17 protein-coding genes and 2 pseudogenes are annotated in these 23,245 nt (G+C 69.8%); 6 read left to right on the top strand and 13 right to left on the bottom strand.

Annotation, left to right across the window (positions count from 1 at the left end):
* Positions 1 to 177: 177 nt before the first annotated feature.
* The 4 genes from ACTWJ9_RS00380 to ACTWJ9_RS00365 all read right to left on the bottom strand — a co-directional run bounded on the left by ACTWJ9_RS00380 (position 178) and on the right by ACTWJ9_RS00365 (position 3,945).
* Entirely contained in the window at positions 178 to 1,308 is a 1,131-nt protein-coding gene (locus ACTWJ9_RS00380) for a GH12 family glycosyl hydrolase domain-containing protein (RefSeq protein WP_279331979.1), read from the bottom strand.
* 265 nt (positions 1,309 to 1,573) lie between these two features.
* Entirely contained in the window at positions 1,574 to 2,596 is a 1,023-nt protein-coding gene (locus ACTWJ9_RS00375) for a LacI family DNA-binding transcriptional regulator (protein WP_279337823.1), read from the bottom strand.
* A gap of 113 nt (positions 2,597 to 2,709) precedes the next feature.
* Positions 2,710 to 3,666 (bottom strand): IS3 family transposase, encoded by a 957-nt coding sequence (locus tag ACTWJ9_RS00370; protein ID WP_279331978.1) that lies wholly within the window; start codon positions 3,664 to 3,666, stop codon positions 2,710 to 2,712.
* Between the two features lie 93 nt (positions 3,667 to 3,759).
* Positions 3,760 to 3,945, bottom strand: coding sequence for a transposase (locus ACTWJ9_RS00365; protein ID WP_279331977.1), 186 nt, complete (start codon positions 3,943 to 3,945; stop codon positions 3,760 to 3,762).
* Positions 3,946 to 4,303: 358 nt separating this feature from the next.
* On the opposite strand from ACTWJ9_RS00365, the gene ACTWJ9_RS00360 reads away from it, so the two are divergent.
* On the top strand, positions 4,304 to 4,435 hold the full coding sequence (locus ACTWJ9_RS00360; protein ID WP_387038572.1) for a hypothetical protein: 132 nt from the start codon (positions 4,304 to 4,306) through the stop codon (positions 4,433 to 4,435).
* Between the two features lie 36 nt (positions 4,436 to 4,471).
* Here the strand turns inward: ACTWJ9_RS00360 and ACTWJ9_RS00355 are convergent, their stop codons facing one another.
* From ACTWJ9_RS00355 to ACTWJ9_RS00345, 3 genes are all read right to left on the bottom strand, one after another.
* Entirely contained in the window at positions 4,472 to 4,846 is a 375-nt protein-coding gene (locus tag ACTWJ9_RS00355; RefSeq protein WP_202282751.1) for an ArsR/SmtB family transcription factor, read from the bottom strand.
* Between the two features lie 191 nt (positions 4,847 to 5,037).
* On the bottom strand, positions 5,038 to 5,412 hold the full coding sequence (locus ACTWJ9_RS00350; RefSeq protein ID WP_279331974.1) for a hypothetical protein: 375 nt from the start codon (positions 5,410 to 5,412) through the stop codon (positions 5,038 to 5,040).
* A gap of 755 nt (positions 5,413 to 6,167) precedes the next feature.
* On the bottom strand, positions 6,168 to 7,118 hold the full coding sequence (locus tag ACTWJ9_RS00345) for a lactate/malate family dehydrogenase (RefSeq protein WP_279331972.1): 951 nt from the start codon (positions 7,116 to 7,118) through the stop codon (positions 6,168 to 6,170).
* A 735-nt stretch (positions 7,119 to 7,853) separates the two neighbouring features.
* On the opposite strand from ACTWJ9_RS00345, the pseudogene ACTWJ9_RS00340 reads away from it, so the two are divergent.
* Positions 7,854 to 8,255, top strand: a pseudogene (locus ACTWJ9_RS00340) (hypothetical protein); the annotation flags it as partial.
* Between the two features lie 418 nt (positions 8,256 to 8,673).
* Positions 8,674 to 10,014 (top strand): ricin-type beta-trefoil lectin domain protein, encoded by a 1,341-nt coding sequence (locus ACTWJ9_RS00335; protein ID WP_443295013.1) that lies wholly within the window; start codon positions 8,674 to 8,676, stop codon positions 10,012 to 10,014.
* A gap of 41 nt (positions 10,015 to 10,055) precedes the next feature.
* Here ACTWJ9_RS00335 and ACTWJ9_RS00330 read toward each other — a convergent pair.
* The 5 genes and pseudogenes from ACTWJ9_RS00330 to ACTWJ9_RS00310 all read right to left on the bottom strand — a co-directional run bounded on the left by ACTWJ9_RS00330 (position 10,056) and on the right by ACTWJ9_RS00310 (position 17,588).
* A pseudogene (locus tag ACTWJ9_RS00330) lies at positions 10,056 to 10,890 on the bottom strand (hypothetical protein).
* 546 nt (positions 10,891 to 11,436) lie between these two features.
* On the bottom strand, positions 11,437 to 12,159 hold the full coding sequence (locus tag ACTWJ9_RS00325; RefSeq protein ID WP_387038578.1) for a hypothetical protein: 723 nt from the start codon (positions 12,157 to 12,159) through the stop codon (positions 11,437 to 11,439).
* Complete coding sequence (locus ACTWJ9_RS00320; RefSeq protein ID WP_279331969.1) at positions 12,156 to 13,922, bottom strand: phosphatidylglycerol lysyltransferase domain-containing protein; 1,767 nt, start codon at positions 13,920 to 13,922, stop codon at positions 12,156 to 12,158. The genes ACTWJ9_RS00325 and ACTWJ9_RS00320 overlap by 4 nt, the downstream gene beginning before the upstream one ends.
* Before the next feature lie 620 nt (positions 13,923 to 14,542).
* Positions 14,543 to 15,910, bottom strand: coding sequence for a DUF6056 family protein (locus tag ACTWJ9_RS00315; protein ID WP_387038580.1), 1,368 nt, complete (start codon positions 15,908 to 15,910; stop codon positions 14,543 to 14,545).
* Between the two features lie 250 nt (positions 15,911 to 16,160).
* Positions 16,161 to 17,588 carry a glycosyltransferase gene (locus ACTWJ9_RS00310; RefSeq protein ID WP_279331967.1) on the bottom strand — a complete coding sequence of 476 codons (1,428 nt, stop codon included), beginning with the start codon at positions 17,586 to 17,588 and terminating at the stop codon, positions 16,161 to 16,163.
* Positions 17,589 to 18,255: 667 nt separating this feature from the next.
* Here ACTWJ9_RS00310 and ACTWJ9_RS00305 point away from each other — a divergent pair.
* The 3 genes from ACTWJ9_RS00305 (at position 18,256) to ACTWJ9_RS00295 (ending at position 22,154) form a co-directional block, all read left to right on the top strand.
* Positions 18,256 to 19,059 carry a polysaccharide deacetylase family protein gene (locus tag ACTWJ9_RS00305; protein WP_387038582.1) on the top strand — a complete coding sequence of 268 codons (804 nt, stop codon included), beginning with the start codon at positions 18,256 to 18,258 and terminating at the stop codon, positions 19,057 to 19,059.
* Complete coding sequence (locus ACTWJ9_RS00300) at positions 19,059 to 20,240, top strand: YVTN family beta-propeller repeat protein (protein WP_387038584.1); 1,182 nt, start codon at positions 19,059 to 19,061, stop codon at positions 20,238 to 20,240. Before ACTWJ9_RS00305 ends, ACTWJ9_RS00300 begins: the two co-directional genes overlap by 1 nt.
* Positions 20,241 to 20,597: 357 nt before the next feature.
* On the top strand, positions 20,598 to 22,154 hold the full coding sequence (locus ACTWJ9_RS00295; protein ID WP_387038586.1) for a N,N-dimethylformamidase beta subunit family domain-containing protein: 1,557 nt from the start codon (positions 20,598 to 20,600) through the stop codon (positions 22,152 to 22,154).
* A 432-nt stretch (positions 22,155 to 22,586) separates the two neighbouring features.
* Here ACTWJ9_RS00295 and ACTWJ9_RS00290 read toward each other — a convergent pair whose 3' ends face one another.
* A complete protein-coding gene (locus ACTWJ9_RS00290) occupies positions 22,587 to 23,000 on the bottom strand; it encodes a hypothetical protein (RefSeq protein WP_387038588.1) in 414 nt (137 codons plus the stop codon).
* Positions 23,001 to 23,245 lie beyond the last annotated feature (245 nt).

Below are 23,245 nucleotides of genomic sequence, written 5' to 3'. Positions count from 1 at the left end.
CTTGGAGGGACCGTCCCGCGGCGGAAGCGGGACCGGCCGGGCGGCCGGTGCGTCGGCACCGGTCCTCGGCGCGGCCGTTCGCGGTGCGGTCCGGCCGGGGCGCGCCCCGTCGGCGCAGGGAGGGAAGAGCGGCCTCCGGAGCGAGGGGGCACGGCGGGGCGCGGCTCGCCATGCGCCTCACGCGGTCCGGCAGGCGGTGCCGTTCAGCCGGAAGGCGTCGGGCCGTGCGAAGGCGTCGCTGTAGCTGCCCTGGAAGCCGAAGCTCTGGCTTCCCCCGGCGGCGATCCGCGTGTTACCTACCGGTGCGGTCGCCGTGACCGCGCCCGAGGAGGGGGTGACGGACGCGTTCCAGGCGTGGACGATGCTCTGCCCGGAGGGCAGGGTGAAGGCGAGCTGCCAGCCCTCGACGGCGGCCGGGCCGTTGTTGGTGACGGTGACGTTCGCGGTGAAGCCGCCCGGCCAGACGTTCGTGGCGTACGACACCGTGCAGGCGGCCGGGGCGCCGGGGTCCCCCGGATTCGAGCCGCCGCCCGTGTTGACGGTGGACGAGAACGAGTGCACGGCGAGTCCCGCGCCGTTCTGCCAGGGCTCGAAACCGGCCTGGATGCTCGTCAGGTACCAGTCGTTGCGCGCCAGTCCGCGCGCGACGGTCTCCCGGACGAAGTCCATCACGTCGAAGCTCCAGCTGCTGATCGCCGACGGCGCGACGAACGACAGCACGTCGTTGGTGCCGTTGCCGCCGGACCACACCTGCCAGGTGCGCCCGGCCACGGTGGCCGTGCCGACCTGCGAGCCGATCGGCTGGATCTGCCCCACCTTGTTGAACCAGATCATGATCTCGGTCCGGTTCACCCCGTCGGTCCGGGGCGTCGGGTCCAGCCAGATGTCGTACGAGGCGTTGTACACGGCGTTGTCGACGTAGCCGTACGAGATGCTGGTGGGGGCGTTCGCGATGCCGCTGATGCGCGCAGGGAAGGCCGTGCCCGGCGAGCAGTTGGTGTAGTGGCAGCCGTTGAAGACCGACGGGTAGGACTTCGGCGCGCCGTTGGTCGGCACCGAGCCGTCGGCCTGGGCGACCCGGAAGCCGGTGCCCGTGGCGGTGACGCACTGGGGGGCGCTGGTGCCCCAGCGGTTGTTCTGGACGACGTAGCGCCCCTGGATGACGGTTGATCCGTACTGTTCGCAGACCGTGGTGTCGGCCTGGGCCGGCGCGGTCGCGGTCAGCAGCGCCGCGAGCGCGGCGAGAGCGGTGAGGAGCGCGGCCGACGCGGTGCGCAGCGTGCGGGGGTGATGCCGTAACCGTGGCATGTGGGGGACCTCTCCGGGAGGGGGTGCGGGGTTACCGGCGGGAGCGCTCCCGTCTCCCCAGGGGTGGGAGCGCTCCCAGTACGTTCCGGAAGGGGACTGTAGAAGGCGTCCATGTCCCTGACAACCCTGTGCGCGGCAACCCGTCGAATGCGTTTCGAAGGCGCTGGTCGGAGAGGTGATCCACTCGAACTCCGAACGCCGGGAGCGCTCCCGAAACATTCGACGTGCACCGGGGGTGTGCCCGGTGGGTCGGGGCAGTGGGTCGTCAGGCGGATCCGCGCAGCACCAGCTCCGTGCGGAGGATGACGTGCCGCCAGGCCACCGCCGACTCCTCCATCTCCTCCAGGAGCAGCCGCACCATCGTGCGCCCGATCTCCTCCAGCGGCTGACGCACCGTCGACAGCTTCGGATCGGTGTGCTGTGCGAGCGGAAAGTCGTCGAAACCGATCACCGCGACGTCGTCCGGCACCCGCCGCCCCGCCGCGCGCAGGGCGCCCAGCGCGCCCGCGGCCATGGTGTCCGACGCGGCGAACACCCCGTCGATCTCCGGGGCGCGCTCGATGAGTTCGGCCATCGCGCGGTGCCCGCTGTCCGCGGAGAAGTCGCCCTCGACGGTCCAGGACGCCCTGCCCTCGGCGCCCGCCCGCTCCAGTGCCTCCCGGTAGCCGCGCAGCCGGCACTGGGCCACGTACATGCCGGACGGTCCGGTGATGGTCGCGACCGCGCGGCGGCCGGTGTCCAGCAGATGCGCCACGGCGCTGCGGGCCCCGCCGACGTTGTCGGCGTCGACGTAGGTCACACTCTCGTCCCCGGAGCGCCGCCCCAGCAGGACGGTGGGCACGCCCACTTCGGCCAGCATGTCGGGCAGCGCGTCCTCGGCGTGCACGGACATCAGCATGACGCCGTCGACCCGGCCGCCGCGCGCGTACTCCACGAGACGCTGCCGCTCGGCGTCCGTGCGCACCAGGGTGAGCAGCAACTGCACCTCGGTCTCGGTCAGCGCGTCACCGACGGACCGCACGATCTCCGAGAAGAAGGGTTCACCGAACTGCCGCCAGTCCGGCTCCGTCATGACCAGCGCGACCGCGTCGGCACGCCGGCCCGCCAGCGTACGGGCCGCCAGGTTGGGGACGTACCCCAGTTCCGCGATGGCGCGCTGCACGGCGCCTCGCGTCGTGTCCTTCACTCCCGCCGCGTTGTTGATGACGCGGGAAACGGTGCTCCGCCCCACGCCGGCGAGCGCGGCCACCTCCTCGAGCGTCGGTGGGCCCGTACGCCGCCTGAGCATGACCACCCCCATGAGATCACTTGATCTTACGGCCCCAGCCGTGTCCGTATCGACCGTTCTCACAGGCCTGTCCCGTCCGAAAACACGATTCGATGCAGTGAGCTGTGGAGATGTCAATCCCCTCGCAGCGTGGAGACGATCCATGCGGCCAGTCCCTCGGCGAGGGCGGCCCGGTACTCGCGTTCGCAGTCGATCGGGCTCTTGAACCCGCACACGCTGTGCAGCCGCCTGGCGTCGTAGAAGTCGGTGATCCAGGTGGCGATCTTGACGCGGGCCTCGGTGCGGGTGCGGAAGGAGTGGCGGTGGACGTACTCGCCCTTCAGCACGCTGTTGACCGCCTTGCTCACGGCGTTGTCGAAGCAGGACCCGACTCTGCCCATGGACTGGACGAGGCCGAGCTTGCGGCAGGCTCGCCTGAATCGCCGCGAGCAGTACTCGCTGCCCCTGTCCGTGGGCGTGATCACGCCGCGCACGTCGCCGCCGCGGGTGGCCACGGCCATGTTCAGGGGCGCGACGACCAGGTCGGCGTCATGACGGGCGGCCATTGCGTAGCCGAGCAGGCGGCGGGAGAACAGGTCGACGACCGTCGCCAGGTACAACGTGCCCTCGCCGGCTTCGATCTCGGTGAGATCGTCCGCCCGGACGGGATCGGGCTCCCCGGCGGTGAAGTCCCGGCGTACGAAGTCCGCTGCGGCCGGCCGCTTGCCCGGCCTCGCCGGCGACCGGCGGCGACGCACCTTCCGTCCGGCCGGCCCGAGTTCGGCCATGACCTTCGCGACGGTGTTCACCGGCACTTGCCAACCTCTGCGCATCAGCTGGATGAACACCTTCGGCGAGCCGTGGGTGCCACCCGAGTCGTGGAAGATCTCCTCGATCTCCTCGATCTCCTCGGCCAGTTGCCGGCGGCGTACCTCACGCGCTGTCGGCGGACGATCCCGCCGCTTGTAGAACCACGACTCGGACACCCCCAACGCCCGGCAGGCGGTGCGGTACGGAATCTTCTGCTCGACCTTGCAGTTGCTGATCACTCCGACCGCGACGGCCGGGTCCGCCTCAGCTGCTTCACCCACAAGGCCACGAATCGCTTGTACACATCACGCTCCATTTCCAGCTCGCGGATGCGCTTGTCCTTCTCCCCGGCCTCGGCCCGCAGCCGCTCCAGCTCAGCGCCGCTCCAGCTCAGCGCGCTCGCTCTCCCGCAGACGACCGCCGGGCGATGGACCGGCCACCGGCCGGTCCGGGGACGGTGAGCCGTTGTGCCGGGCCCGCGGCACCCAGCTGCGCAACGTCCCCGGGTGGATGCCCAGGTCCTCGGCCACCTCCGGAATCGGCTTCCCGGTCTCCGTCACGATCCGTACCGCTCCCTCGCGGAACTCGGCGTCGTAGAGTGCTTCCTGGATGCCATGACCCCCAACTGTCCCTCCGGTCACGGTTTTTACAGCAGGAGGGGAACCTCACACCCCCATCTCCCCACCCTCACCGAATGTTTCGCGGCCCAGCTGAGCGGATCAGGCGGGATCAGGCCAACTGGAGATCCGGCTGTGCACTCATGCGAGTGGACCGGATTCCGGAACGTAGGGGGGCCGGCCCAGGCCCTGAACCCGGCCAGCCGGGGACGTCCTCGTAGAGGCGCCGGCGCGGTCGCAGGAGCACCGCGACATCGGTAACCCGGGCGAGCCGCGCCGGCAAGCTCCGGTGCGCCGGGTGATGATCAGCCTGAACCGCCGCGACGATCTGCTCGATGCGCAACTCGCCGGCCTCCGTAACGGCCGGCGGCCGGGACGAGGCCCAACCATGGTCGTCTCGACCACCCAGCCGTTCCGGATCCGTCCGCTCTGAAGGCATCCACACATTCAACGCCCCAGCGGCCAGAGGTCATCTCCCCGGAGGGGGGAAAGCCGAAGACCCCGTCTGTGCCGAGCTTTCGGTGTGCCGGAGTTCGGCGAGGAGTTCATTCTGTCCGGCCAGGAGTTCGGTGAGGATACGCCGTGCGGCGCGCAGGAGTTCCGCCACGTCGCCGCCGGCGAGGGCGTAGCTGACGGTGGAGCCGTCACGGATGGAGATCACGATGCCGGACCGTCTCAGTACCGCGAGTTGCTGGGAGAGGTTCGATGGTTCGATCTCGATCACGCTCAGGAGTTCGCGTACGGGTACAGGACCGTGTTGGAGCAGCTCCAGTACACGGATCCGGACGGGATGCCCGAGCATACGGAAGAACTCCGCCTTGGCCTGGTACAGCGGCACCTGCATGCGACAACACTCCCAACCCACGGTTCGGCCATTCCAGGGCCGGCAGCTGGACCTGCTGGATTTTCGGTGCCCAGCTCCAGCCATCCTTCCGTCTCCCGGCCCGGCCTGCCCTGGCTTGATCACATTCAGATGTGCTGAGTTGAAGACTTTTTCAACTTGTGGGCATGCGGAGCCGGGAAACATGGGGACGGCTACAGCTCCAGTTCCGCCTCGATGCGCCTGAGCTGGTGTCGGGCCATGGCCAGGTTCGCCCTGCCCTTGTCCAGGATGAGGTACAGGAACAGGCCGTTGCCTCCGCGGCCCCTGATCAGCCGGAGGAGGTGGTACTGGCTGCCGAGGGTGATCAGCACATCCTCGATGTCGTCCTTGAGGCCCAGCATCTCCATCGTGCGGACTTTCGCCCGGATCACGTCGGTGTTCCCCGCCGCGGCCACCGTCAGATCGAGGTCCTTGCTCCCGCCCAGCGTTCCCAACGCCATGCCGCTGGTGTAGTCGACCAGCGCGGCCGCCACACTCCCCTCGATCGAGGTCATCGCCTCCTTCAGAGACGTCTCCACAGTCAGCATCAGTACCCGCTCCCTCAGTTCTGGACGACCCCGGCCGGCCTCACACTCCGGCCGAGTGATGACCGCAGACGCTACCCACACACCGCCAAGAGTTACGGGAACACCGGGAATCTGGCAGGAATCAACCCCCTGTGCCCTAGCATTCGCCCTGCTGGTGGGCGGGAGGTGGTCGGGTGCTGCCTCCCGCTTTCCGGCCGCTCGCGGAAGGACGGCTGAGCGGAGTGCGAACCGGAGCCGGGATGGCAGGCGGCTCCCCGGTGTGGCCGTCCGTGAGCAGCTGTGGCAGGACTCTTGCCGACCTGATGCTGACTTCACTGACGCCTCGTCAGCTGCGGTTGAGACACTCTTCTCGCAGCTCCCTCGCGCGCGGTGGCCTTTGCGGACTCGGTGCCGGCCGGACGAATGCCGACCCGGCGGGCGGCTGGGCCGGATGCCGGTGCGGGAACTCGGCACGTGCCCTGTCGCCCTGTGGAGAGTCGACAAGGCTCGGGGGCCGTGGATGCCCGCTGGTGAACGCTGCTTTCCCTGATCCAGTCAGAGAAGTGCTGCCCGAGCGCCACCAATGGGTTCTTCGTCTGCCGGTGGTACGGCGACGGCGCATCGCCGGCCAGTGCACGGAGTGCAGCTCGGCGCCCGGAGCAGCTCACCGGTCCGGGAACGGTCCGGATCTTGGTCGAAGAGCGGTGCAGCAGTTCCCTGTTGGGCGACGCAACCGGCGGGATCTGAACAACCGGCGGGATCTGGCGCGTTGCCGCTCAGGTCGTCCCGATGGAAAGGGCCCGATCAGCGGCTGCACGCAGGACCCTGACACTCTCGGCCAGGGCCTGATGCTCTTCAGGAGTCATCACGGGCTCGTGCATCTGCTGTACGCCACCGGCGCCGAGAACGCTCGACAGGGACAGCGTGACTTCGTGCCGAGAGGAGTAGGCGGCGACGGGCAGCACCGCACGTTCATCGCGCAGAACAGCCTCGACGAGGCGGGCGGAGACAGCGCCGATGCCGTACTGACTCGCGCCGGTGCCCTCGATGATGGTGATGTTCGCGTAGCGGATGTCGCGCTCGACCTCCTTGCGGATGTCCTCGACGGAGCGCCCGTCCCGGCCCAGCAGGTCGGCGACGGGGATGCCGCCAACGGTCGCCGAGGACCACAACAGCACCTCGGACGTCCCGTGTTCGCCCACCACCAGGGCCTGCACGTCACGCGGCCGAACCCTCAGGCGGTCGGCCAACTGGACGCGGAAGCGCAGGCTGTCGATCACGGTCCCGGTCGAGAACACCCGGTTGTGTCCTGCCACATGCCGGGCGAGGTCGGCCAGCGGGTCCGGTGGGTCGGTGACGACCATCAGCACCGCCTCGGGCGCGACCGCGACCGCCTGCGGAACGATCTCCGCGAAGACCTTGGCATTGGTCTCCAGCAGTCGCAGGCGCCCTTTGGGGTCGGACCGGTCGGTGGCGCCACCGGTCTTCTCGTTGACACCGGCAGTGATCACGACGATCGCGGCGCCGGCCAGGTCTTCGTAGCCGCCGGAGCGTACGTCGACCGTGGGTGACAGCGGCGCCGCATAGCGCAGATCGCTGGCGACGCCGTCGGCGCGGGCGGTGTCGCGGTCGACCAGGACGATCTCCCGGCAACTTCCGCCACGTTCGACCAGGGACAGAGCGGTTGCCGACCCGACCGCGCCCACCCCTACCACTGCGACCTTCATATCTGCTCCTCAGAAGGGCGGCCGGGCATGGGCGCGCCAACCTCCGGGGACACGGCGAACCGGGTGAGGCGAGACTTCGCCGGTCAGAAACGGGATGCGTTGTAGAGGACAGCCCGCACCGGACCCTTGCCGCCCGGGCACGGCCACGCGGGGCAGTCCTGCTGAGCGGGCGCTTCCCGATCAAGCGTAGGGCGGGAGTTCGATACCCGCCACTGCGCCTCGGTGACCTGCCTCCCGGCTGCCCGCACACACGGCCAGGACCCGGTCCACGCGGCCTCTCGCTGCCGCTCCGACGGACGCAGCCCGGTCCTGCGATCGCCGGGGCCGGGCGGGCGTGGGTGGGCAGCGGGACGACGACAGCCCGCCGGCGCACCGCGGAGTTTTCCAGGACGAGCTGTCCGATGGCCTCCTCGCAGAGGGCGAGGGTGCGGTGCAGGTTGGTGTTCTCCTTCACGTAACCGGCAGAGGTTCGCCTCCGTCCGCTCGCTGGTCGACGCGCCGGGCGCGGGACGGTAAGACGTTCGGTGAAACTCCCGATCACGACCGAGCGCCAGGCCGTCGGGTCTGCAGAGGCCGCGGCGGGACAAGGCCGTGGACGACCGGTTGAGCGACGAACTGGTGAGAAGCTGTTGTCCTTCCGGGCATGATCGTTGCGTTTCCGCTGGTCGGGGATAGGGGCGGTGCTTCCGTGGGAGTGGTGGCCTGTCGGGTGGTCACTGCTTGGGGAGGTTGTGGATGCCGTCGGTCGTCGGACTGCTGGAAGAGCACGAGTTCGCCGCTCGCCGTCGCGTGGACGGACTGCGGGAGGAGACCGACCGTGTCCAGGCCGAGTTGGCCGCGGCCGAGCTGGAACGGCAGGAGTGGGTGATCGCCCGCAGACGGGTCGGCACGGTGCTGGCTCCGGAGGGCGACGGCACCGCCGGGGCGGAGGCCGTCGCGGATCCGCCGGACGCGGAGGCTCGTTCGGCGCCTCGGGATGCGGCGAAGGCGAAGTCGCAGGTACCGGTCTGGCGCCCGGGGCAGGCCTGGTCGGTGCTGTCGGTGGACTGCCGGCGCATTATCACCGCGCTCGCGGACCGGGCCCGGCTCGGTCAAGACCCGTCGACCTGCCAGGAGATGGCCGCCGCCTTCGGCATGGTCTTCGGCTGCCTCGACTTCGCACTGACCGGCGACGGGGACACCCCCGGAGCGCTGGACGGTGATCGAGTGCGATCCGAACGGACAGTGCCCTGCATTCGGCAGGGGGAGAGGGAAAGTCATGCCGACTCCGGAGGCCCGGTGCCCTTTGCGGGGACACCGGGAAGGCGATGGGGGAGCGGGGTGTCCGGAGTTCCGGCGCAAGCCTCCGGGCTGCTCGTCGGTGTGTCGGTTGCTTCCGCTCCGTCCGCTGGAAGATCCTCCGTCAGGAGATCCGCTGCCGCGAAAGGAGCCCTTGGTGGGCTGGAGAAAGCGTCCCCCGGGTTGTTCCTCCCGTACACCGGCGACTGCGGCGGCACTGGTCGTCTGCGCCCTGCTGGGCCCTGCCTGCACGGCTACGCCCGATTCCGCTCCCGGGGTGGGCACGACGGCCGGGCCGTCCCGTCCGGCCGCGCACGCGAAGGACCCGGGGCAGTGCCGGCGCACCCTGGTCGGCGTGGCGCATCCTGATGACGACCTGTTCTTTCTGAATCCGGAGATCAGACAGACCATCCGCGCCGGATGCCCGGTCGACACGGTCTATCTGACCGCCGGCGACGACGGCAAGAAGAACCGGGACGAGGCGCTGGAGTACGTGGACCGCAGGGAGTACGGGGTACGGGCGGCCTACGCGGAGATGGCGGAGGCGGCCAACCGCTGGGAACGGGCGGATGTGCGGGCGGACGGCGTCCGGGTCAGGTCCTACCGGCTCGCGGACAAGGCCCGGGACACCGATGTGCGGCTGACCTTCCTGGACCTCCACGACGGCCTCCCGCGCGGCCAGGAGCCGAACAGTCTGCTCAGGCTGTTCGACGGGAGCAGAAAGAGCATCGAGCCGTTTCAGGGCGCCGAGAGCTACACGGAGGACCGGCTGCTCGCGGTGATGACCGCACTGGTCCGCCTCAGCGGGGCGGCGCGCATCCTGACGATGGACCACGACAACGCGTCGTTCGCCTTCGGCCTCGGCGGCGGCGTCGATCACAGCGACCACGGCGTCGGCGCCCGGTACTTCCGCAGGGTGGGCTACGAGCTCGGGCTTCCCGTGTCGTCCTACCTCGGCTACACCATGTCTCCGCTCAAGCCGAATCTCACCCCTGGTGAGTCGGCGGAGAAGGACGAGGTGGCGCGTTGGTACCTTGCCAACCGGGAGTGCCGCGCCACCGGGACCTGCGCGAACGCCGCGCCCTTCAGGGGCCCGCTCCGGAAGGACTGGAGCCTGTGGATCCACCGCCGGTACGAGCAGATCCACCGGGCTCCACGCGCGGGGGAGATCCTCGGGGACATCGGGCGGACCACATACTCCGCCGGAAGGAATCCGGCACAGTGCCTCCACGCCGGCACCGGGACACCGAACGCCGGGGCGGTCGACATCCGCGGCTGCGATGGATCAGCCGCGCAGAAGTGGGACATGGGTCACGACGGCACGATCAGGCCCCGCGACGACCGCGGCTCCTGCCTGACCGCGCTCGCACCGGCGGTCGGACTCACACGGTGCGAGCCCGGTCGCCGGAGCCAGCAGTGGAACCGTGAACCATGGCGGAGCGCGACCTGGAAACGCACGGCCTGGCGGATCTCCGGGAGTGCGGACCGCTGCCTTTACCAGGACGACCGCGAACTCCCCGCCCACTGGGATGACCACGACCGGCAGAGCCCCGAGCTGAAGCTCTCCGACTGCGGCGCCCGGTCCCGGCCCGAACTCTACTGGCGCTGGGGCGGCTGAGGGCCCGGCCACCTCCCGCCCCACGGTTTCACGACGGCGGTTCAGGGCCGTCTCGGACCCTCGGCCGCCGCGCCGCCGAATCGCGTCAGGACCAGTGCTCCCACCACTGCCGCCACGAATCCCGCGACGGCCGGCCACTGGAGGCCGTCGCGGGGCCGGTCGCCCAGCCAGACGACGCCCACCACGGCGGGCCCGGCCGTTTCCGCCAGGACCATGCCCGCTGTCGCCACGGTCACCGAGCCGCGCTGCAACGCCGAGGTGAGCAGAAGAAACCCCGCCGCCCCGCCGAGCAGCAGTGCGTAGAGGGCGGGGTTGCCGAAGATTCGGGGAACCGCGAGGGAATCGATCAGCCGGACCGCGACCTCGACCACGCCGAAGCCCGTGCCCGCGCCGAGACCCAGCAGCAGCGCGCGGCCTGTCTGCAAGCCGCCCGGCGAGCGCGCCGACCAGGAGTACGACGAGGACGGCACAGAGCAGGGACCAGCGCAGTGCGGCCGGTCCGGCACGGTTTCCCTCCGGTCCGGAGGCGAGGGCGATCATCGCCAGCCCCACGCAGACGGTGGCCACCGAGGCCCATTCGGCGATGGTCAGCCGGGCGTCGAGGAGCCAGGCGGCGATCACGGCGGTGACCGCGAGGCTGGCGGCGAGAGAGGCGCTCACCGCGTAGAGGGGAATCGACCGCAAGGCGATGATCTGGAGAAGGAACCCGAGGCCGTCGAGAGCGAGACCGGCGGCATAACGCCACTGGCGCAGAGCGCGCACCAGCAGCATCGGGTCGACACCGGAGCCGGAACCGGTGTCCACGGCACGTGCGGCGATGGCCTGGAGGACGGAGGCCGTGCCGAAGCAGCAGGCCGAAGCGAGTGCGCACACCATCCCCAAGGACACGGGAAGGACTGTAGGCCAGGGCGTGGCGAAGAGCCGGTGCAGGGCCGACGACCACGCGGGGCACACCCGTACGGGAACACCGGGACCGTGCGCGGTTCAGGTGGGCGACCGGGCAGTGCGTCGGCCGACCCGATGTACTCCTGGATCTCCTCGTCCGGGAGCCGCACCGACTGCGCCCAGAAGTAGATCAGCAGACTGAACACCGCGGTGATCGCCATGTCTTCCCACAGGGGCAGCGCTCCGGTCGCGCCGCAGGGCACCGACGAGACCGGTCCGCCGCCGCAGCAGCCGTCTTGCCAGGAGATCAGACCCAGGCCCACCAGATACGCCGGCAGCCACTGCGCGGAGCGCCAGTCCAGGCGCGGGGCCCTCGGGTTCAGCCCGAGCAGCGCCGAGACGCCCAGCAGCACATGGCCGAGCACGATCGCCGGAGCGCAGAACGTGCACCGCAGAACGTGCACCGAACGGAGCCCCGGCAGGCGTAGGGCTTGCGATTCTCCCTGTTCGGCCGGCCCGGCGCGGGCGGTAGGGGATTCAGGTCCCCACGGGCGGAGCCCCGGACCGGCCTGCACCGCCTTTGCTTTCGCCACCACCACCACCGCCACCGCCACCGACGCCGGACGCGCGCCGACGCCGGCGCAGGGCCACGAGCGAGCAGAGTGCGATCGCCGCCCCGATCGCCGCCAGATGCTCTCTGCTTGCCAGGCCGGGTCCGGCGATCACCTCGACGACCATCGCCACGATCACCGACGCCCCGGTGGACCAGGCCCTTGTACTGACGCAGACGCACACCGTGAGCCCGGCGACCGCCGCCGACGGCCCGGTGTCGACGACCTGCGCGTCCGAGGCCGGCAGCCCGAGGACGTCCCCGGGGCCGAGCGTGATCCCGAGCCGCGCGTAGAGCGTCCCGGCGAGGGTGCAGACATAGGCGACGACGAGGGTCCCCGGCCGCCCCAGAACGATCTCCGCGATGCCGAACACCAGCAGGACCTGTGCCAGCGAGCCCCAGACGGGCAGGTCGAGCGCGGGTACGAAGAGCGAGAGCGGAGTACGGAGGAGGGCGAGCCAGAGAGGATCCTGGGCCCGGACGAAGCCATGGCCCCGACTCTGATTCTGGACGAGCTGGAAGAGCGCGATCAGAGAGACCGAGGCGAGCGTCAGCGGGACGGCCCGCCCTCCCCGAGCCGCCACTGCCGCCCGCACGGTCCTGTACAGCGGGCTCCACTCCCGCCGGGCGAAAGAGGCCGCCTTGCTCAACGGGGGGTCTCCAGACGCCCGCGGTGCAGCCACTTCGGCAGACCGGGCGCCTCCAGAAAGCCCTCGGCGCGGGCGCTCGCGATACCGATGCGCAGCAGGTCGGTGCTCTGGTCGTACAGCAGGAAACGGGGCTCCCAGATGGGCCGGTACTTGGCGTTGGCGCGGTACAGCGACTCGATCTGCCACCAGCGGGAGAAGAAGGTCAGCAGTGAGCGCCACAGCCGCAGCACCGGGCCCGCGCCGAGCCGGGAGCCGCGTTCGAAGACCGCGCGGAACATCGCGAAGTTCAGCGAGACCTGGGTCACGCCGAGGTCGCCCGCACGCTGGATCAACTCCAGCACCATGAACTCGAACAGGCCGTTGTCCGCGTTCCGGTCACGCCGCATCAGATCCAGGGAGAGCCCTTCGGCTCCCCAGGGGACGAAACTCAGCAGGGCACGTGACCGTCCGACGGCATCACGGCAGACCAGTATGACGCAGCGGCCGTCCTGCGGATCACCGAGACGGCCCAGCGCCATGGAGAATCCGCGCTCCGTCGCTCCGTCACGCCAGTCGTCGGCCAATTCGATCATCTCGGCCATCTCGTCCGGTGGCATGTCCTCGTGACGGCGGATACGGACGGTGTACCCGGCGCGCTCGACCCGGTGGTGTGCCTGACGGACACTCCGCATGGCACGGCCTTCCGTAGTGAACTCGCCGATGTCGACAACCGCCTCGTCGCCCAGCTCCAGGGCGTTCAATCCGTGCCGGGCATAGACGGTGCCGCCCTCCTCGCTCGCCCCGATCACGGCCGGGGTCCATCCGTGTTCACGGGCCTGGGCCAGCCAGCGGTCGATCACTCCCGGCCACGCCTCCGGGTCGCCGATCGGATCACCGGACGCGAGCGAGACCCCGCCGACCACTCGGTAGGTGACGGCCGACTTGCCCGAGGGCGACCAGACGACGCTCTTGTCGCGGCGCAGGGCGAAGTAGCCGAGGGAGTCCCGGTCGCCGTGACGCTCCAGCAGCGCGCGGAGCTTTTGCTGGTCCGCCTGGGTCTGCGGGTCGACGGCGCGGCAGGATCTGAAGGCCGCGTACAGGACCAGCAGGATCAGTGCTGTGCTCATCAGGTTGATGAGCACATTGGCCCAGCCGGGGGTGGTGATGCCCTCGAAGTGGATGTCGTCGTAGGCGAGCGAGAACATGCGGAGCACGCCGTAGTGCCAGCGCTCCAGGAAGCCGGAGCGCCCGGGGTCCGGGTCGGTGTTGCTCACGGTGACCATCGTGGCGGCGAGCAACGACCCCACCACCAGCCCGACCGCGCCGACCGCCGCCGCCAGTTTCGAGTTGGCGCGGTCGCCCTTCGCGTAGAACTCCCGCCGCCCGGCGATCAGGGCGGCGACGAAGAACGCGGTCAGCAGGACCGCGAGCCAGTTCTGGATGTGCTGCCGGTACACCGGCAGCCCCAGGGCCAGGGCCGTCAGCACCAGCGTCAGCCCGGCCAGGGCGAGATTGAGGATCCAGGCGGCGCGTTTGCGCCGCCGCATGGTGATCGCCAGAAACACGGAGAGTGCGCCGGAGAAGAACCCGGCGGTCAGTAGGTAGGGCGTGAAGAACTCGTCGTCGTTGTGCCGCCGGATGTCGTTCCCGAAGGACACCCACACGGCGCCGAGGAAGTTGATGAAGGCGACGACCCGCAGATACCAGACCGCTGAGACGTATCCACGCCGTGACCACTCGCTGCGATCCGCACCCGGCTGCGGACTCCGTCGGACGAGCCCCATGCGAGCGACCCTAGAGGCTGGGGAGCCCTCGGAGGCGCTCCGCGGAGTGCGGTGAACGGGTGAACTCGCCAAGGCGAGCCCGGACGCGTTCGACGCCGCGCACCGGGCCGGCCAAGGCGGCGGCCGGGAGCTGTCACGTTGTGGGGCGCGTGAGTGCCTGACGGTGTGTCGGGTGCGGTGAGGCCGGGTTCCGGCTCCGTGTTCACGCTGAGGCAGGCGGGCGGGCGGCCCGGCGGCCCGGCCCGCTCCTGGTCTGTCGACCGTGCGCACCCCCGCCACCGCCGGCCTCGGCCGCCCGAGTGTCCTGGTCGTCGAGGACGATCACGCCCTGCGTGACGCGCTGCCGCGAGGACTACGACGAGGACGTCGACACCGTTCCCGCGCCGGACGGCGCGCTCCCACCCCGCGTCCGGCCACCTCCGGCATCTCCGCCGTCCCCGGTATCGGTCTGCTCGACGTCGACGACCGGGACGCGTGCCGGGCGATGCGCGCCCACAGGTCCTTTTTCCCGGCCGTCCTCCCGACCGCCCATCGACTGCCTGTCCAAGCCGTTCCACCTGACCGACCCTGCCGCCCGTCTGCGGGTAGCCCCTGGCCTGCGCTGGGCCGCACTTCGCGGGTCACCGCTTCAGGTCCGTGGCCAGTGGGTCTGTCCGGTGCCGGTGCCGAGGAGCCTCTTGCGGGCCGGGCCGTGGCGGGCCTGCTCGGGCAACGCCCCGACCTCGATGTTCCGTTCCGTCCGTGACCTTCTCCACCTGGTAGTAGCGAGCGACACAGGAGGCAGGCCATGGCCGCTCATCGCTGCCGAACGGTTCCAGCATGCTGCTGACGACGAGCGGCTTGTAGGGCAGCACCGTGGCCCCCGCTGCGGCCCGCTCCCGGAGCAGGCGGTCCTGGCTGTCCCAGGCCCTGGCTCGCACCCGCATGTCCGACTCCAGGTCGTGCAGGGACACGGCGAGTACGGCCGTGACGCACACGCACAGGATCGCGGCGGCCGCGGCCACCGGGACCGCGCCGCGCCGGTAGTGCCGCACCGCCAGGTTCCCGAGGAGACCGCCCGCGCCGACGAGCAGGAGGAGCAGCGGGAACAGGTAGTCGTTCCACAGCCTGTTGGCGGTCGCGACCGAGGGGCCGAACGCCGGATAGGCGATCACCGTGCACGCGTATCCGGAGAACAGCAGAGCCGCCGCCCCGGATACCAGAAGCAGCGGTGCCCTGCGATCGGGCCGGGGGACGCCCCCGTCCGCGCGGCGGGCGAGGACGCCGATCAACACGCCCACGGCGATCGCGCCGACGTACTGCCAGGTCGTCATCAGGGTGTGGAGGACCTGCGTGTATTCCCGCAGCGAAGCGAAGACTGATTCGGGCGTGAACATGGAATCCGCGTGGTGACGTGCGCGGCGATTCCGTGAGCCGGGGGAGGTGAGGAGCACGGCGGTGCCGATGAGGATGCCCGCGCCGGCGGCGGCGCACCAGGTCCGTACGAAGGCGAGCTGCCCGGCCGGGAAAAGTCGGCGGTCCAGCAGCAGAGCCAGGGTGAGGAGCACCAGGGCGACCACGGAGGTCTCCTCCGACAGCGTGCCCAGGACGGCTCCGACGGCGCACGCAAACAGGACGGCGAGGGCTTTTCCGCGCCGCGAGGTCGCGAGCAGGGCCGGCATGGTGGCCGCGACCGCGAGCACGGGCGGGAAGGTGTGGGAAATCGATGAGGCCGGCCAGAAGAAGGTCTTGTACGTGTTCGTGGAGGCGAAGCAGAAGAGGGCCAGGACCGTGGCCGCGGAGAACAGCGGGACGCCCCGGGGCAGTCGCCACCCGGTGCGCCGCAGCAGTGCCGCCGCCCACGCCCACAGCAGAACCAGCATCACGGCCGCGCTGATCCCCGCGTACCACTGCTGGCCTGTCACGCCGAACGTGGCGTAGGAGGCGACGAGCACGCCGTTGGCGATCCGTCCGTTGCCCGTGGAATAGAACTGGTCCACCAGAGCCATGAAGCCTTCGTCACGTACGAGAGGCAGGAAGCACCACTCGTCGGCGCTCGGGCGTACCCACCGTGCGAACCATGAGGCTCCGCCGAAAAGCGCCAGCGGAACGAGGGGCAGCAAGGCCGTACTCGCCGGGACGGCGCGCAGGGAAGAGCGGGTCGGGCTCCCCCTGCTCCCGTGTCCGCTCGCATCCGTATCGGTCTCCTCGACGGGCCGCACGGGCGCCGGGTGTTTCCCGGCATCCGGGCGAGCGGCGTCAACTGAGGGCGGGGTCTTCCCGTTCCGCCTGGGCTGGACCGTTCGGAACGGTACCCGCAGGGTCCGTCGGCCGCCGGCCGGAGTTGATGGCCCAGCGGACGAGTAGGAAGGTGATCGGCGTGACGAGGACTCCGGCGGCAAGGGCGGCGACATTCTTGTCCATTTCGAGTCGGCTGACGGCCACGTAGAGAAGCGCGCCGGAGGCCACCAGGTTGAATCCGCTGGACAGTGGATAGCGGAGAAACGCGCGCCAGGTCGGACGGGTCCGGACGGTGAGGCAGGAGTTGAGCAGGAAGGAACCGACGGTACTGACCGAATACCCGATGACATGCGCCGCGAGATACGGGATCCACAGGTGCAGGGTGGCGTAGACGGCCAGGTATACGGCGGTGTTGACGAATCCGATCAACACGAAGGTCGTGAACTGCCGTGTTGTCGCGAGACGGCCTTTCGAATGAGTGAGCGATCCGGGGTGCGGAGGGCGGGGCCCCGGGGCAGGGTGCTCGTCGGTTTCCCGGATCACGAAGGAAGGGCGGCGTTTCACCTCGTGGTAGATGCGGCCCACGTATTCACCGATGATCCCCAGGGTGATCAGCTGGATTCCGCCCAGCCCCACCACCGCCATCAGAAGTGTCGTGTAGCCGGGGACGACGGCCCCGTGGAGCGCCACGTCGAAGGCCACCCACACCGCGTAGACCAGTGCGGCCAGAAAGCACCAGAAGCCCGCGTAGATGGCCAGCCGCAGGGGTCGGTTGTTGAAGGACAGCAGCCCGTCGATGCCGTAGTTGAGCAGACGGCGACTTCCCCACTTCGAGCTGCCGGCGAGCCGCTGGGCGTTCCGGTAGGTGAAGGTGACCGTCGTGAAACCGATCCAGGAGAAGATGCCCTTGGAGAACCGGCTGGTCTCCGGCAGCGACAGCACCGTGTCCACCGCCTGGCGTGACAGCAGCCTGAAATCCCCGGCGCCGTCGAGTACCTCCACATCCATGAGGCGGCGCACCAGAGCGTAGTAGCAGCGGCTCAGCACGGTGCGCGTCATGCTCTCCCCGTCGCGGGTCCGCCGGGGGATCACCTGGTCGTACCCACGTTTGTGGAGTTCCAGCATCCGGGGGATGAGTTCCGGGGGGTGCTGGAGGTCCGCGTCGATGAGGACCACCGCCTGCCCCCGGGACATGCGCAGGCCGGCGAGCATCGCGGCCTCCTTGCCGAAGTTCCTGCTGAGCACCGTGTATCTGACGCGTCGGTCGCCGGCACCGAGGCCGCCGATGACGTCCCGCGTGCGGTCGGTACTGCCGTCGTCCACATAGCAGATCTCGTAGTCGAGGCCGACCTGGCCGAGAACCTTCCGGACAGCCGCGTGGAACCTCTCGATGACGGCGGCCTCGTTGAAGCACGGTACGACCACGGAAAGCTGAGGACTCGCCAAACCAGTCTCCTGACCGAGCACGCCTGGGCGGTCCTTTCCGCCGCACGGTGGTGGGACGGTTGGCCCCGGCACGGGCAGGGGCCGCACTCCCAGAGGCATTCGACCCGTATTCACCGGCCCAGGAACGCAATCACACGACTACGCGCCTGCGGATGACCCGTTTGGCCTTGTCGGGCGGCGTGGTGGACATGGTGTCGTCGCCGGTGGGGGACGCACACGTCGGATCGCATGGCCCTGCCGTAAACGGTTCGGGTTCTGGGGCATGGGTGGTGTGAGCGATCCGGTGGGAGGCGCGCGGCGTCTGTCGCCGTCGGCGCAGGAGGCCGTGCGGTTGCGGGCGGTGGCCGCGTCGGCGGCGGGGCGGGACCGTGAGGACGCGGCGGCTGGTGGGAGAGCTGATCGTGAAGCTGCACCGGGCCCGGAACCGGGGCGAAGACGAGAATCCCATGAGTTTCTTATCAATAGGGCAGATGGGGGGACCTCGAAGCCGAAGCCGTGAAGCTGGTAATTATTTCTGATTGTGCTGGCATGGGAAATGAATCTCAGGTGCGTCCTCTCGCCTGCCTGGCTTTTGGTGCGTAACCATGGGTCTCATGGGATGCCTCATTTGCCCTGCGGTGAAATCTTCAATGCGCATATTCCGATGATTCCGCCTTACGGTATGCGCATGAACGGTCGCGAGACACCGGTGCACCGCCGCAGCGCGCTGCGCTCGGGCGCCGGGGCGCTCCTGGCAGGCGTACTCACCGCAGGCTGTACGGACAACCGTGGTACCGCCCCTGCCTCCCCTGCCCACGATGCCCCGCCTCCTGGTGCGCGGAAAGCCCCGGGTGCCGTACGCCCCGCACAGGGGCCCCGCCGCTTCCCCGGCCGCCCGGTCCAGATCGAGTACGGCCCCCGTGACCGTGCCCGCGTCGCCCTCACCTTCCACGGCCAGGGCGACCCCGCCCTCGCCGGCACCGTCCTCGCCGAAGCCGAACGGACCGGAGCCCGGCTCACCGTCCTGGCCGTCGGCAGCTGGCTCGACGACCACCCCGCCATGGCCCGCCGGATCCTCGACGGTGGCCACGACCTCGGCAACCACACCCAGAACCACCTCGACATCTCCACGATGGACGAGACGCGGGCGTACGCCGAGATCATCGGCTGTGCCGAACGCCTGCGCCGCCTCACCGGCTCCATCGGCACCTGGTTCCGCCCGTCGCGTACCCGGTACGCCACCCCGCTCGTCCAGCGCCTCGCCGTCCGGGCCGGTTACCCACACCTCCTCTCCTACGACGTGGACTCCCTCGACTTCACCTCTCCGGGCGTCACCGCCGTCACCCGCAAGGTCGCCGGCGAACTGCGTAACGGGTCCGTGGTCAGCCTGCACTTCGGCTACCCGGACACGGTTGCCGCACTGCCCCTCCTGCTCACCGAAATCAGCCGGCGCCGACTGCGCGCGGTGACGACCACGGAGTTGCTGACCTGATGCTTCCCTCCCCGCACACCACCGCCACCGCCCTGCTCGCGGGCGTGCTCGTCGCCGCACTGGCCGCCTGCGCCGGCGACGAAGGCCGACCCGCGCAGTCCCGCACCGAGGCCACGGCGCCGACCGAGCCCGGGCGGGCCGATCCCCCGCAGGGACTGCCCGGGATGCCACCCGTGCTCGACCCGAAGGACATCTACGCGGCCGACCGGGCGGGAAAGCTCGCACCGGCGGTCAAAGACTTCCCGTCCCGGGTGTACGTCCCCAACAACGGCTCCCACACGGTGTCGGTGATCGACCCGTCGACGTACAAGGTCATCGAGACCCTCCCCGTCGGCAACCAGCCGCAGCATGTCGTCCCGTCCTGGGACATGAAGACCCTTTGGGTCAACAACAACCGCGGAGACAGCCTCACTGCCATCGACCCGGCCACCGGGAAGACCGGCCGCACCGTAAAGGTCTCCGACCCGTACAACCTCTACTTCACCCCGAACGGCAAGTACGCCGTCGTCATGGCCTCGATGGACCGTGAACTGGTTTTCCGTGACCCGAAGACCATGGAGCGGGCCAAGACCGTCCCGGTGAGCTGCGCGGGTGTCAACCATGCCGACTTCACGGCGGACGGACGGTACTTCATCGTCTCCTGCGAGTTCTCCGGCGAACTCCTCAAGGTCGACACGGAGAAGATGAAGGTCGTAGGGCAGCAGAAGCTGCCGATGAAGGGTGCGATGCCACAGGACGTCAAGCTCTCGCCGGACGGCAAGACCTTCTACATCGCCGACATGATGGCGCACGGCATGTGGGTGCTCGACGCCGAGAAGTTCACCGCCCCGAAACTGCTGCCCACTGGCAAGGGCTGCCACGGGCTCTACATCAGCCGCGACTCCAGACGGATGTACGTCACCAACCGGGACGAGGGATCGGTCTCCGTCTTCGACTTCGCAGCCGACAAGCTGACCGAGAAGTGGCACCTGCCCGACGGCGGCAGCCCCGACATGGGCGGAGTGTCCGCGGACGGCAAGGTGCTGTGGCTGTCCGGGCGTTACGACGCCGAGGTGTACGCGATCGACACCACCAGCGGCAAGCAGTTGGCCAGGATCCCGGTCGGCGACGGACCTCACGGGCTGGCTGTCTTCCCGCAGCCCGGCCGTTACTCGCTCGGCCACACCGGCGTCTTCCGCTGACCGCACCGCACCGTTCGCTCCGGAAAATCTGACCACGTCGGCAACGCTCGACGAAGGGCGGAACAGCGGCGCACCGCGAGGCCATGCCCTCGGCCGAGCACCGCGCCCACAAGGGCCTGAGCAGTCGGGCTGATCGGCACCCCGTGACGGCGTACCGGCCCGGGGGAGCAGCGACATATGCCGCAGTCGCGATGCCGACCGTCCTGGGAGCTTTCGGGTCCATGGAAATGCCGGAGGTCGTGGACTCGTCCACGATGGCGACAAGAGCACAGCCCTTCACGCACGTGGTACGGATCTGTGCACGTCTCTCTGGGCGGTTCGACGGACGCGACGGACGCGACGGACGGTATGGACGGTATGGACGGAAATACGGAGCACCTCGAAGACGAGACCGACAGTCCCGGGACCGCGCTGAGTCGCAGACGTTTTCTGGGAGCCGTCGCCGGGGCAGGTGCCTGCGCCGCCGGTACGGCGCTGAGCGGCTGCGACGCACCGGCGGGCGGGGATCCCGGGGCTTCGACCGGGCCGTCCGAGCGTTCCCGGCATGGCGACCCCGACTGGCGTCTGCGCGCGATGGGCCGGCCCGAGGACGTCGTCGGCTACACCGACAAGTCGAGTGTCCTGCCGGGAGAAGGGTTCGGGCTGTACGTCTCGACCACCTCCCCCGTTTTCCGCGTTTCGGCGTACCGGGTCGGCTGGTACGGCGGTGCACAGGCCAGGCTGGTCTGGCGCTCCGAAACGATGGACGGCCGGGTCCAGGCTGCGTCGCACCTGCTCTCCGCCACGCGTACGGTGCGAGCCGGATGGGAGCGGACGGCCGAGGTGCGCACCGAGGGCTGGCCGGAGGGCGCCTACCTGCTGCGGCTGGACGCTTCGAGCGGCCACCAGCGGTACGTCCCTCTGATCGTCCGCTCGGCGACCGCCAGGGGGAGGACCCTGCTGATCCATGCGCCGGCGACCTGGCAGGCGTACAACCTGTGGGGCGGCTACAGCCTTTACGAGGGCGACGACGGGTCGTACGGAATGCGTGCCCTGGCCGTCTCCTTCGCCCGGCCCTACGACAGCGACGGAGCCGAGAAGTTCCTGGTGCACGAGCGGGCCGTGGTCGTCCTCGCGGAGCGGCTGGGCATACCGCTGGCGTACACCACCGGCGTCGACATCCACCGAGACCCGGCGGTGCTGCGGGGTGTCGTGTCCGCGGTCACGCTCGGCCACGACGAATACTGGACACCCCAGCAGCGGCAGTCCATGACCCGGGCCCGCGACGCCGGAACCAATCTGGCCTTCCTCGGCGCGAACACCTGCTTTCGACGGATCAGGCTCGAGGAAGGGGACCGCACCGTGGTCTGCTACAAGACCGACCACCGCCACGATCTCCTGTATCCCCGCCACGGCGCCCTGGTGACCACCGACTTCCGCCAGGCACCCGAGCCCGACCCGGAATCGTCCTTGACGGGAGTCCTCTACGAGGGCTATCCCGTGAACGCCCCCTATGTCGTCCACAACGCCGATCACTGGCTCTTCGCGGGCACCGGAGTCAAGCGGGGTGACTCCTTCACCCATCTCGTCGGCGTCGAATACGACCGTGTCACCCCGGGATCGCTTCCGGACGCGCCGATCGAGATCGTCGCCCACTCCCCGCTGGTCTGCAACGGGAGGAGAAGCCACTCCGATTCGGCGTACTACACGATGCCGAGCGGGGCCGGGGTCTTCGCGTCCGGGACGATGCGATGGGTCGAGGGCCTGATGGCCGGGACGGGGGAGAACGGCCGCAACCACGGCATGGACGCGCGCACCGGAGCCTTCGTGACCCGTACCACCGAGAACCTGCTCCGGGCCTTCGCGGAGGGACCGGCCGCCGGGACCAGGCCGGCACCCCGTGACAACGTGCGCGAGGTCTACGGCTCGGCCTGAGACGGACGTGCATGCGCCGACCGGCCGGCCGAGCCGAAGCCGGCCCCGGTCACGCCGGGTCCCCGTCGGCCCGTCACTGCCGCACGACGGAAAGAAGCCGGAACAGCCCGTTGAAGAGCCGACGATTTCTCCTTCGACGACGACGGCGGCGGGGTTCTCCTCCGGTACGTCCGCCTCAAGGCCGACTGTGCGGTAGCCGCTGGGCCATCGATGCAGCGGTGCGACGGCTCCCCGAGTGGTCCTGCCGACGCCGTTGGCCCCACGGGCTGAGGACCTCACCCCGCCGCACGGTGCGTCCGGTCCCGTCAACAGCCAGGAGGTCCGTGTCCGGGTACCCCTTCGTCAGCCTGGAGGTACGGACAACGACCGGAGCGTCCCACTCCTGCGCAGGCCGGCCCGGAACGGTCCTGTGGTCACCCCTCTCGGGCACCGTCATCGCCGGCCCCGCCGGATCCAGTGGGCACGGCGCTGGTCGCGGCGGATTGGGGGCGCCCCCGGGGGCGGCGCATCGGGGTACGGGAGGTCACCACCGGCTGGGGAACCCGGCTCGGGAGGAGGTGCACCGGGTGGGCCGTCTGTCGGTGGGTGCAGTCCTTCCAACGAGTAGTCTGTTGTCGCGATGCTGTCCACGAGTTGCTGTTCGGTGTAGTTCTCGGAGCCGGGGACATGGGGGACGAAGCCGATGAGGACCCCCTCGTCGACGATCTCCGCATCCAGCCCCGCCACTCCGCCGATGTCCCAGAGTGCTTCGACCCCCTCATCGAGGACCACGCGGATTCCGAACTCGTAGACTCCTGCCTCCACGAGATGGGCCATCACACCACGGGCACGCAGCAGTTCCACCATGCGACGGGCACGTTCCGCATCCATATCGGGTGCACCTCCTACGCGGACGGGAACCCAGGAGGCCAGCCGGGCCCCGCCCCCGAGCAGGGGAGCAGCCGTATCGGACAAAGGGCCTGCGGCCCGGGAGACTTCTCACCGGTGGCCCCGGACGTAGTGGCCTGGAGCGGACCCGGGACAGCCACGCCCTGTCCCACCAGTCCCGCGGCCATGTCGTGGACATCGGTGATCCCGTCCGGCACGGTGAA

Source organism: Streptomyces sp. GDS52, assembly GCF_052246875.1.
Taxonomy (GTDB): Bacteria; Actinomycetota; Actinomycetes; order Streptomycetales; family Streptomycetaceae; genus Streptomyces; species Streptomyces cathayae.
This window is presented reverse-complemented; position numbering and strand designations above follow the sequence as displayed.